This is a genomic window from Inquilinus sp. NPDC058860 (assembly GCF_042743185.1).
GTDB lineage: Bacteria > Pseudomonadota > Alphaproteobacteria > DSM-16000 > Inquilinaceae > Inquilinus.
The window spans coordinates 179,821-190,961 of sequence record NZ_JBHYMS010000005.1; the positions used below are offsets into that span (position 1 = coordinate 179,821).

Below are 11,141 nucleotides of genomic sequence, written 5' to 3' on the forward strand. Positions count from 1 at the left end.
GGGATCCGATCGTCATGGTGTCTCTTCCCGATCTGATGCCGGCCCTGCCGGAGATCTTCCTGGCCTGCGCCGGCATGGCGCTGCTGCTGATCGGCGTCTTCCTGGGCGAGAAATCGACCCGGATCGTCGCCTCTCTGGCGGTGCTGTCCTTCCTCATCACCGGCGCCCTCCTGCTGATGGGGCCGGACGGGCGGGTCGTGACCTTCGGCGGCATGTTCGTCGCCGACGGCTTCGCCGTGTTCATGAAGATCCTGGTGCTGATCGGCTCGGCGCTGGCGCTGATCATGTCGCTCGACTACCTCGAGCATGAGGGCATGTCGCGCTTCGAGTATCCGGTGCTGTTCGTGCTGGCGACCGTCGGCATGCTGCTGATGATCAGCGCCAACAACCTGATCTCGCTCTATCTCGGTCTCGAGCTGCAGAGCCTGTCGCTCTACGTCGTCGCCGCCTTCAACCGGGATTCGGAGCGGTCGAGCGAGGCCGGCCTCAAGTACTTCGTGCTCGGCGCGCTGTCCTCGGGCCTGTTGCTGTACGGCGCCTCGCTGATCTACGGCTTCCTCGGCACCACCGGGTTCGATGCGCTGGCCCAGGCCCTGTCCGGCCAGGGCGCGTCGGGCGGCGTGCTCGGCGGCTCATCGATGGGCGTCATCATCGGCCTGGTCTTCGTCTGCGCCGCCCTGGCCTTCAAGGTGTCGGCCGTGCCCTTCCACATGTGGACGCCCGACGTCTACGAAGGCGCGCCGACCCCGGTCACCGCCTTCTTCGCGGTGGCCCCGAAGGTGGCGGCCATGGCGCTGTTCGTCCGCGTTCTGGTCGAGCCCTTCGGCCAGCTGACCGGCCAGTGGCAGCAGATCATCGTTGTTGCCTCCGCCCTGTCGATGATCCTCGGCGCCTTCGCCGCGATCGCGCAGACCAACATCAAGCGGCTGATGGCCTATTCCTCGATCGGCCACGTCGGCTTCGCCCTCCTGGGCCTCGCCGCCGGCACCCAGCAGGGCATCACCGGGGTGATCGTCTACATGGCGGTCTACATCCCCATGAGCCTCGGCGCCTTCGCCGTGATCCTGTCGATGCGGATCAACGGCAAGCAGGTCGAGGGGATCCAGGATCTTGCCGGCCTCGGCAAGACCAGCCCGGGTCTGGCCTTCGCCCTGGTGGTCATGATGTTCTCGATGGCCGGCATCCCGCCGCTGGCCGGCTTCTTCGCCAAGCTCTACGTGTTCAAGGCGGTGATCGAGCAGGGCACCACCGGCTTCATCATCCTCGCGGTGATCGGCGTGCTGGCGAGCGTGGTGTCGGCGGTCTACTACCTGAAGATCATCCGGGTGATGTATTTCGACGAGCCGAAGGTCGCCTTCGACAAGCCGGAGGGTGCCGCGATCCCGGCGATCCTGGCGGTGTCGACCCTGTTCATCGTCGTGTTCTGGCTGCTGCCGGCGCCGCTGACCGGGGCAGCCCAGGCGGCCGCGGCCAGCCTGTTCGGGGGCTGATGCCCGACGCCCTGCCTTCCATCGCACTGCCACCGGGCTGGCGGCTCGACGCGCGCGACCGCGTCGGCAGCACCAATGACGAGGCGCGGGCGCTCGCCGTGGCGGGCGCCGCGCACGGCACCATCGTCTGGGCCCGGCGGCAGGACGCGGCCCGGGGCCGCCGCGGCCGCGCCTGGTCCTCTCCGGAAGGCAACCTCGCCTGCTCGGCCATCCTGCGGCCGGACATTCCCTTCGCCCGGGCCGGGGAGCTGACCTTCGTGGTCGGGGTCGCCCTGGCGGACGCGGTCGCGAGCTTCGGGGTCGAGCCGAAGCTGAAATGGCCCAATGACCTGCAGATCGCCGGCGACAAGCTGGCCGGCATCCTGCTGGAGGCCGCGGTGGCGCCGGACCGGTCCGTCGACTGGATCGTCGCCGGCACCGGCGTGAACATCGCGCATCATCCTCAGCTCGCCGACTACCACGCCACCGACCTGCACGCCGCCGGTGCGCGGGACGCCGCGGTCGAGACGGTGCTGGAACGCTACGCCGCGGCGCTGGACCGGCGGCTGGCGGAATGGCGCGCGGACGGCTTCGACGCCACCCGGGCGGCCTGGCTGGGCCGCGCCGTCGGTCTCGGCGCCCGCATCAAGGTGCGGCTGGAGACCGAGACGCTGGAAGGCGTGTTCGAGCACATCGACCCCAGCGGCGCTCTGATCTTGCGCACCGACACCGGCCGGCACAGCATCACCGCAGGCGACGTCTTTTTCGGGAGGGGCTGAGATGCTTCTCGCCATCGATGCGGGCAACACCAACATCGTCTTCGCGGTGTTCGACGGCGCCCAGCAGAAGGGCCAGTGGCGCATCGCCACCGACAGCCGCCGCACCTCCGACGAATACGCCGTCTGGCTGGTCTCGCTGATGAAGATGCGCGGCCTGCGCCCGGTCGACGTCACCCGTTCGATCCTGTCCAGCGTGGTGCCGGCCGCCACCTTCAACCTGGCCAAGCTGTGCCGCGACCATTTCGGCACCGACCCGATGCGGGTCGGCGATCCCGACGTTCAGCTCGGCATCAGGAACCTGCTGCGGAACCCGCGCGAGGCCGGCGCCGACCGGCTGGTCAACGCCGTCTCCGCCGGCGCCGCCTATCCCAAGCCGCTGATCGTGGTCGACATCGGCACCGGCACCACCTTCGACGTGGTCAACGCCGATGGCGACTTCGTCGGCGGCATCATCGCGCCGGGGCCGCAGCTCGCCCTCGACGCCCTGCACAAGGTGGCGGCCCAGCTGCCCAAGGTCGAGATCGTGCGGCCGGAGCAGGTGATCGGCTACGGCACCATCAGCGCCATGCAATCCGGCATGTTCTGGGGCTATCTCAGCATGATCGAAGGCCTGATCACCCGCATCAAGGCCGAGCTGTCGCCGACCGGCATGCCGCCGGTCACGGTGATCACCACCGGCGGCCTCGGTAGCGTTTTCGCCCAGGCGACCCATATGATCGACCACATCGACAGCGAACTGACCCTGCGCGGACTGCGCCTCATCCACGAGCGAAACACCACCACATGAATGCATCTCCCGCGGCCAGCGCCAACGGCCCCGACGACGCCCTTTACTTCCTGCCGCTCGGCGGCGCCGGCGAGATCGGGATGAACCTGTATCTCTACGGTCATGCGGGCCACTGGCTGATGGTCGATTGCGGGGTCACCTTCGCCGATGAATCGATCCCCGGCGTCGACCTGATCGTGCCCGACCCGGTGTTCATCGAGCGGCGGCGCGACAAGCTGCTGGCGCTCGTGATCACCCATGCGCACGAAGACCATATCGGTGCCATCACCCATCTGTGGCCCGACCTGCGCTGCCCGATCTACGCCACGCCCTTCACCGCCGCGGTGCTGCGGATCAAGCTGCGCGAGACCGATTTCGCCGACCAGGTGCCGATCATCGAGGTGCCGCTGGGCGGCGACGTCGAGATCGGCCCGTTCGGCGTCGGCTTCATCACCATGACCCATTCGGTGCCGGAGCCGAACGCCCTGGTGATCCGCACCAGGCACGGCGCCGTCGTCCACACCGGCGACTGGAAGCTGGATCCCGCGCCGCAGATCGGCGCCGTGACCGACGAGGCGAAGCTGCGCCGGCTCGGCGACGAGGGCGTGGTCGCGGTGATGGGCGACAGCACCAACGCCCTCAACCCCGGCCGTTCCGGCTCGGAGGAGGAGGTGCGCCAGGGGCTGGCCGAGGTGATCGCGGCCCAGCGCAACCGCGTCGTCGTCACCTGCTTCTCCTCCAACGTCGCGCGCATCCACAGCGTGGCGCTGGCGGCGCGGCAGGCCGGGCGGCAATGCGCCCTGGTCGGCCGGTCGCTGTGGAAGATCATGGAGGCGGCGCAGAGCACCGGCTACATGACCGACCTGCCGGAGCCCTTCGTGCGCGAGGACCAGGCCGGCTACATCCCGCGCGACAAGATCGTGCTGATCTGCACCGGCAGCCAGGGCGAGGCGCGGTCGGCGCTGTCCCGCATCGCCGGCGACAGCCACCCGCACATCACGCTCGAGGCCGGCGACACGGTGGTGTTCTCGGCCCGCGAGATCCCGGGCAACGAGAAGGCGATCGGCCGGGTGCAGAACGCGCTGGTGGGCCAGGGCATCACCCTGATCACGCCGGACGACGCCAATGTGCACTGCTCCGGCCACCCGGCACGGGACGAGCTGACCACCCTCTACCAATGGCTGAAGCCGCAGGCGGTGGTGCCGGTGCATGGCGAGGAGCGGCACATGCGCGCCCATGCGGCGCTGGCCGAGGCCGGGCAGGTGAAGCAGACGCTCGTGCCGCGCAACGGCGCCCTGATCCGCCTGGCGCCGGGGCCGCTGGAGATCGTCGACAATGTCGAGCACGGCAAGCTGGCGCTGGACGGGCACCATCTGGTGCCGATCGGCGGCGAGGCGATCCGCGACCGCCAGCGCATCATCCACAACGGCGCCGCGGTGGTGACCCTGGTGCTGGACCGCGACGGAAGGCTGGCGGCCGACCCGAAGGTGGCGCTGCTCGGCATCGAGGACGCCGAGGACCAGGCTGACAGCGAGGCCGAGGTGGCGGAGGAGGTGCGCTCGGCGATCGAGACCCTGCCGCGGGCCCAGCGCAACGACGACACCGCGATCGGGGAGGCGGCGCGGGTGACGGTGCGGCGCACGATCCGCAACTGGCACGGCAAGAAACCGGTCACCGAAGTGCATCTGGTCCGGCTGTGAGGAGTTGAGGCTGGGGTCTCCAGCCTCTCCCCATTGTCATGCCCGGGCTTGACCCGGGCATCCAGAGGCTGTCGATATCTTCTGGATTGTCGGGTCAAGCCCGGCAATGACAGCAAAAGAGGACCGACGAGGGAGCGCAGCATGATCGGCCGGCTCAACCATGTCGCCATCGCCGTGCCGGACCTTCCGGCCGCGGTGGCGCTCTATGGAGGGACGCTGGGGGCCGAGGTGTCGGCGCCGGTCGATCTGCCGGAGCACGGCGTGACCACGGTCTTCGTCGTGCTGCCGAACACCAAGATCGAGCTCCTGCACCCGCTGGGCGAGGGCTCGCCGATCGCCAAGTTCCTGGAGCGCAACCCGAAGGGCGGCATCCATCACCTCTGCTACGAGGTCGAGGACATCCGGGCCGCGCGGGACCGCCTGGTCGCTGCCGGCCTCCGCGTTCTCGGCGACGGCGAGCCGAAGATCGGCGCCCATGGCAAGCCGGTGCTGTTCCTGCATCCGGCCGATCTCGCCGGCACCCTGACCGAGATCGAGCAGGTCTAGGCCAGGACGAAACGCCCCATGTCGCCCGCCAGGTCAGGCGGGTAAGAGGGCGGAACACTCCGGGAGGGAACGCATGGGTCTGGTCAGCGGCATCGTCGTCTTCGTCATCATCTGGTGGACCGTGATCTTCGCGGTCCTGCCCTGGGGCGTGCGGCCCGAGGTCGACGATGCGCAGCCGGGCCACCAGGTCGGGGCGCCGGCCAATCCGCGGATATGGCGCAAGGTGCTGATCACCACCGCCATCACCGTCGTGCTATGGGTGGTGATCGACATCCTCATCACCGAGAACGTGTTCTCCTTCCGGGATTGGGCGGACTCATGGACGAGAGCGCAGCAGTGACGGGCCCGGCGCCGGCGAAGACCTACTGCGCCTTTGCCGAGCGCGACCCGCTGCACAAGGCCTATCACGACACCGAATACGGCTTCCCGGCGCGCGACGACGCCGTGCTGTTCGAGCGGCTGATCCTCGAGATCAACCAGGCCGGCCTGTCCTGGGACCTGATGCTGAAGAAGCGCGACACCTTCCGTTGCGCCTATGCCGGTTTCGACATCGACAAGGTCGCGGCGTTCGGCGACGCCGACCGCGCCCGGCTGCTGGCCGACCCCGGCGTGATCCGCAACCGGCTGAAGGTCGACGCCGCGATCGACAACGCCAGGCGGCTGCAGGCGATCCGGGAGAGCCACGGCAGCTTCGCCGCCTGGCTCGACGCCCATCACCCGCTGACCAAGGCCGAATGGGTGAAGCTGTTCAGGAAGACCTTCCGTTTCACCGGCGGCGAGATCGTCGGCGAGTTCCTGATGAGCCTCGGCTACCTGCCCGGCACCCACCACCCCGGCTGCCCGGTCTACGCGACGATCCTGAAGCTCGACCCGCCCTGGCGGCGCGGACTCCAGATGTCTGGTGCCGCCCGGACGTGAAAGAATACATCGGAATGCACTGCTGTCGTATCCGTTCAATCGCTCCCAACGAATTCGCCTAAACTTCAATATAGACTGAGCGCGAGCAGGACTGCAGCTTCACTCTCGCTTCACACGACAAGAGATCCTGGAATATCAGATCGATTATGCTTGTATGAATGATTGCTGTGTCTAAGATCATCTGAAAGTGTCCTTGCTGCCACAGCCGGAATGGACTGATGGTACGGCTCGCGTTGCTGCTGCTCGGCGCCGATGCCGTGCGGCGACACTGGCGATCTTTTGCGGCATTCGGCCTTGCCTGGGGCGCACTTGGCATCGGCATCTTCGTCGACGGCCTGGACAACGTCCCATATTTCCCGATCCACACCTTCGCCTACCTGCTGCTGGTCGACGCCGCCATCGCCCTGCTGCTGGCGCCGGTCGGCTTGGGCGCGCAGAAGTGGCTTCGCCTCGTCCGCGGCCTCTCGCTCGTCGTCATCTCGCTGCTGATCCTCGACACGCATCGCGCCAGCAACATCATACTTGCGATGCTGTTCGGCCTCGGCCTGGTCCTGGATGCGGGCCTGCGGATCGCCTCCGCGATCGTCGTCCGCTTCCCCGGATGGCGCCTGGTCATCGCGGCGGCGGTGGTGGAGCTGCTCCTGGCCGTCTTCGTCCTCGAACCCTGGCCCACCTGGTATGCCGGCACCGTGGAGCTTTGCGTCAGCATTGCCCTGATGCTCTCCGCCTGGGCCATCCTCCGGCTGGCGCTGCGGATGCGCCGCCTGCCGGAGCATGTGCTGCTGCCGCAGCTGCTGACCCGGGGCGGCGTCGGGATCGCGGTGCCGGCCGCCGATCCCGGCCATGACTCTGTCGAGCCGACAGGGCCCTTGATCGTCCATGTCTGGACGCCCTTCGGCTCGGCCAAGGAACCGATCCATCGGCCGATCATCGACCGCTACATCGCGGCGGTCGACGGGAAGGGCGTCATCTCCACCGGCCACTCCGCCCTGGAGATGCCGCCCGACCTCTATATCAGCCACTACCCGGCGGTGGAGATCGACCATTCGCCCGACGAGTTCGGGCGCATTCTGCGGGCGACGGCGGAGAACGATGTCCCCGGCCGCTTCCAGCCGAGCTATGCCGAGGAAGCGGCCGGCTGGTGCGAGTCCAATACCAAGGTCGTGTTCCGCGACTACGACCCGGCCAGGCTGCGCGCCTTCTGGGACGGCTACAGCCGGGACAACACCTACAACCTCACCAACCGCAACTGCTCCAGCACCGTGGCCCATGCCCTGGAGGTCGCGCTGGAGGGGGTGCTGGGCCGCCGCCGGAGCCGGATGGCCGTTCTGCGCATGATTGTCAGCTCCGAGCTCTGGATCGCGAGCCAGCTCCGCAGGCGGGCCGAGACGATGGCCTGGACGCCGGGCTTGGTGCTCGACTATGCGCGGGCGCTGAACGGCATCGTGCACCCGCCGCCGGCGCCCTGGCAGGTTCTCGGACGGGCATCGCGGCATCTGTCTCGCCGTCTCTGGCCGAGGCACCCCAAGGCAAGCCGGTCCCGTGCCGATGCCGGCCCGGCCGATCTCGAGGGCTGAGGCGGATGTGCCCCGTGATTATCGACGCGGTGGGACGGCGATGACCGACGCCGAGGTCGGCCTGCAGCCGCGCCGGCGGGTTGCCGGCCGGGCGGTGGTCGTGGCCACCGCGACGATCTTCGGCCTGACCTACGGCCTGGCGGCGCCGCTGATCGCCCTGCAGCTGACGGAGCGTGGCTATGAGGAGACGGTCATCGGCCTCAACGCCGCCCTGCATGCCGTCGGGGTGCTGGCGGTCGCGCCGGCCCTGCCGCGTCTCGCCCGGCGCTGGGGCGCTCGCCGGCTCGTCCTGTTCGCCCTGGCCGGGGCGGCGGCTGCCCTGGCCCTGTTTCCGTTGGCGCCGGCCATCTGGCTCTGGTTCCCCCTCCGCTTCTGCCTCGGGGTGGCGTCCGAGATCCTGTTCGTGATGTCGGAGACCTGGCTGAACCAGCTGAGCGACGAGCGCAGCCGGGCCCGGACCATGGCCGTCTACACGGCCTCCCTGTCCCTCGGCTTCGCCCTCGGCCCGGTGATCCTCGCCACCCTCGGCTCCGACGGCGCGCCGCCGTTCCTGGCCGGCAGCGCGATCGCGGTCCTGGCGCTGCTGGTGATGGCCGCGTTCAGGGTCGATGCGCCGGGTTTCGAGGAACCGAGCACGGGTCGCCTGACGCGGTATCTCCGGCTCGCGCCGATTGCCATCGGCAGCACTGCGCTCAATGCCGCGGTCGAAACCGCGGGCCTGTCCTTCGTGGCGCTGTACGCCATCGGCCTGGGCTGGGGCGAGGGGGCGGCGACGCTCCTGGTGACCACGCTGATGATCGGCGCGATCCTGCTGCAGCTGCCGATCGGCTGGCTCGGCGACCGCATGGACAGGCAGCGCCTCGTGCTGATCCTGAGCCTGCTGTCCGGGGGCGGCGCGCTGGTCTGGCCCTTCGTCATCGGCACTCCGTGGCTCGCCTATCCGCTGATCTTCCTCTGGGGCGGCGTGTTCGTCGGCATCTACACGATCATGCTGACGGTGGTGGGCAGCCGCTTCCAGGGCAGCGACCTGGTCGCGATCTATGCCCTGATGTCGCTGGCCTGGGGGCTGGGGGCGCTGCTCGGCCCCGCCCTGGCCGGTCTGGCCATGGAGGCCGTGCCGCACGGCCTGCCGATCTTCGTCGCCCTGATCTGCCTCGCCTTTGCCGGTTACGTCAAAGCCGCCCGAAGCCGGGCTTGAACGAGGAGAATCCCATGCGTCGTCTGCTCGGTCTCTGCCTCTGCCTCATCCTCTGCTCGCTGTCCGCGGCCGCCGCGGAGCGCCGCTGCGGCTGGCTGGCCAACCCGACCCCTGGCGACCTCCTGCTCACCGACAGGCAGGGGGATTGGTGGATCACCTCGCAAGGGCAGGCGAACGGTCCGGATGCGGCCGGCGTCGACAACGTCCCCGCCTTCGACGACCGTCAGTTCGTCGAAACCAATGTGCCCGGGTCGGGTCATGGCTATGGCTGCGCCTGCCTGACCGTCGATGCCGATGCCAAGGCGCGGAGGATCACCAAGGTGATCTCGGGCCAGATCCTGCCGTTGTCGCGCTGCCGGGGCGACAAGGCGCTGCCGAAGCCGGACTGATGACGGCCGGCCTCTGCAATGTTTGTATCCATGCACAAAAAAACGGCAGGGCCGAAGCGCCTGCCGGTCGAAAACCTGTCTTTTTAGTTGTGTCCAGCGGACTTTAGTCCTGCCGGCACTCCCGACAGTTTCCTCCCTAAACTCGAGCCTGCCTTTGTCGATCTTATTGTTTAGGCGAGGCGGACCTTAGCGAGGATCAACGCGGCTGTCACGCAGAATCGCATGCCCCCCATGCGGTCAGATCAGGGCGAATTTGCACACAAACAAAATCGCCAGAATCGCCACTGCCGGATGGATGTCCCACACGCGTCCGGCGAGTGCTTTAACGCCCACATAGGTGATGAAGCCGAAGGCTATTCCGTGGGCGATTGAGCATGTCAGCGGCATCGCCGCGGCGCAGACCACGAAGGTCATTCATTCCGGTCGCGCATTGAACCATACCAAAACCGGGGCTGGCGATCTCGGCCGCTTCCGCTCACTCATTCTGGTCTCGGGGCTGCTCACAAACACCATCATCCCTGCCGGGCGGCCTCCCCGTCACCGCCTCTCACATCCCGCGCGGGCAGGTTCGTTCAATCATTCCTTCAGTTATTCCACACGGATTCACAATTGGCTCTCAGGGCACAGCAACGGAGGACAGGCCGATGACGGATGCACCAGGGACCGGACGAGGGAACGGAGGCCGGAGCGGTGACGCCGACCTGGCGAACCAACCGAGATTTACCAGCTGGGTCGATGCCCTGACGGGGTCTCACGCCAGTGGCAACTTCCCCGCATCGTCCCGGGCGGGGAACAGCGGCAGTGGAAATCAGGAGGGGGCCATCACCGCGGCATCGCCGCAGCCCGCTCCGGGGGGCGAGTGGATCGAGATGCTGCCGTCCGGAGCGGAGGTGACAGAGGCAGTCACCGAGTTGCTCAACCGCGACCTCGAACTGGCCCGGAAGGTGGACGCCGTCTTCAAAGATCGCGACTTCGTAGCTTTCATGGGCACTCGGACTGACTCGGACGATCCGGCACAGCCCGCTCCGGACCTCGACGCAGTCCAGGCAGCTGTCCGGCAAATCATCAACGAGATCGGCGCGAGACCTTCCGACAAGAATGCCGCCATACGCTGGGGGCTCAACTTCTGGGCCATTGCCAAGACGATGGGTCTGATCGGCGTCCTGGGGTTTGGTTTCCGGACAGGTGTCCAATCTGGAACCGCTCAGTCGCTGAAGCTCGGCCAGCCTGACGAGCGTACCGGGCTTGCCGAGGGCGTCTATTACACGGGTCAGGCCGTCAGCTCCCTCATCCTGCTTACCTCGGCTGCCTTCAACGCCAAAGACGAGAACTGGGATGCGACCATCGGAGACCTTATCTATGCTTTCTCCATGCTTGGTGCCGTGGGGTTCGCGAAAGGCTACGGTGTCGCTGCCGGCCTCTCTACGCAGATGGCAGGTGCCGCTTTCTTTGCAACCTTCCTTGAAGTCTTGAAGAGATTCAAGACGATCAAGGTACCGCAGCTTGCCGGCGTCGAGCCGACCGGTTGGGGAAAGGTCGCGACATTTGCGGCGGGGGCCACCACCTTTACCTTGAGCTTCCTCCTCGCCACCCCCTGGTCATATTCAAGCGATTTCACCGGGCCCGGGGGATATCCGGACCTGGATCCCGACGACCGCCTTCGAAAAGGGGGCCAAGTCGCCCTTTTCTGGGCCACGGCGCTGGTGGAGTGGACCCCGCTGGTGAGACAGGGAAAATAGGGACAGTTCTCTGAGAAGGAGAACCGATGTCCAAGCGGGAGAGCCGGACCTTCAGCCGGG

Annotated in this window: 12 protein-coding genes; 11 read left to right on the plus strand and 1 reads right to left on the minus strand. The window is 67.6% G+C overall.

From position 1 onward, the window contains the following. The first annotated feature begins 14 nt into the window (after positions 1-14). The 10 genes from nuoN (at position 15) to ACFW16_RS05765 (ending at position 9,342) form a co-directional block, all read left to right on the plus strand. Positions 15-1,490, plus strand: coding sequence for an NADH-quinone oxidoreductase subunit NuoN (gene nuoN, locus ACFW16_RS05720; RefSeq protein WP_380302721.1), 1,476 nt, complete (start codon positions 15-17; stop codon positions 1,488-1,490). Then, positions 1,490-2,248, plus strand: coding sequence for a biotin--[acetyl-CoA-carboxylase] ligase (locus ACFW16_RS05725; protein ID WP_380302723.1), 759 nt, complete (start codon positions 1,490-1,492; stop codon positions 2,246-2,248). The genes nuoN and ACFW16_RS05725 overlap by 1 nt, the downstream gene beginning before the upstream one ends. A gap of 1 nt (position 2,249) precedes the next feature. Continuing rightward, complete coding sequence (locus ACFW16_RS05730; RefSeq protein ID WP_380302725.1) at positions 2,250-3,035, plus strand: type III pantothenate kinase; 786 nt, start codon at positions 2,250-2,252, stop codon at positions 3,033-3,035. After that, positions 3,032-4,714, plus strand: coding sequence for a ribonuclease J (locus ACFW16_RS05735; RefSeq protein WP_380302727.1), 1,683 nt, complete (start codon positions 3,032-3,034; stop codon positions 4,712-4,714). Before ACFW16_RS05730 ends, ACFW16_RS05735 begins: the two co-directional genes overlap by 4 nt. Positions 4,715-4,855: 141 nt before the next feature. After that, the gene (mce, locus tag ACFW16_RS05740; protein WP_380302729.1) at positions 4,856-5,260 is read left to right on the plus strand and encodes a methylmalonyl-CoA epimerase; all 405 of its coding nucleotides are present in this window, start codon (positions 4,856-4,858) and stop codon (positions 5,258-5,260) included. Between the two features lie 73 nt (positions 5,261-5,333). Next, positions 5,334-5,600, plus strand: coding sequence for a DUF1467 family protein (locus ACFW16_RS05745; RefSeq protein WP_380302731.1), 267 nt, complete (start codon positions 5,334-5,336; stop codon positions 5,598-5,600). Further along, positions 5,579-6,178, plus strand: a complete 600-nt coding sequence (locus tag ACFW16_RS05750) for a DNA-3-methyladenine glycosylase I (RefSeq protein WP_380302733.1) — start codon at positions 5,579-5,581, stop codon at positions 6,176-6,178. Before ACFW16_RS05745 ends, ACFW16_RS05750 begins: the two co-directional genes overlap by 22 nt. A 218-nt stretch (positions 6,179-6,396) precedes the next feature. Continuing rightward, complete coding sequence (locus ACFW16_RS05755) at positions 6,397-7,755, plus strand: HdeD family acid-resistance protein (protein WP_380302734.1); 1,359 nt, start codon at positions 6,397-6,399, stop codon at positions 7,753-7,755. 40 nt (positions 7,756-7,795) lie between these two features. Beyond that, entirely contained in the window at positions 7,796-8,953 is a 1,158-nt protein-coding gene (locus tag ACFW16_RS05760; RefSeq protein WP_380302735.1) for an MFS transporter, read from the plus strand. 14 nt (positions 8,954-8,967) lie between these two features. Continuing rightward, complete coding sequence (locus tag ACFW16_RS05765) at positions 8,968-9,342, plus strand: DUF4087 domain-containing protein (RefSeq protein WP_380302737.1); 375 nt, start codon at positions 8,968-8,970, stop codon at positions 9,340-9,342. A 237-nt stretch (positions 9,343-9,579) separates the two neighbouring features. Here the strand turns inward: ACFW16_RS05765 and ACFW16_RS05770 are convergent, their stop codons facing one another. Next, positions 9,580-9,756 carry a hypothetical protein gene (locus ACFW16_RS05770; RefSeq protein ID WP_380302739.1) on the minus strand — a complete coding sequence of 59 codons (177 nt, stop codon included), beginning with the start codon at positions 9,754-9,756 and terminating at the stop codon, positions 9,580-9,582. A gap of 455 nt (positions 9,757-10,211) precedes the next feature. Here ACFW16_RS05770 and ACFW16_RS05775 point away from each other — a divergent pair, with 455 nt between their 5' ends. After that, positions 10,212-11,081: a hypothetical protein gene (locus ACFW16_RS05775; RefSeq protein WP_380302741.1), complete on the plus strand. Its 870-nt coding sequence runs from the start codon at positions 10,212-10,214 to the stop codon at positions 11,079-11,081. The last annotated feature ends 60 nt before the right edge of the window (positions 11,082-11,141 follow it).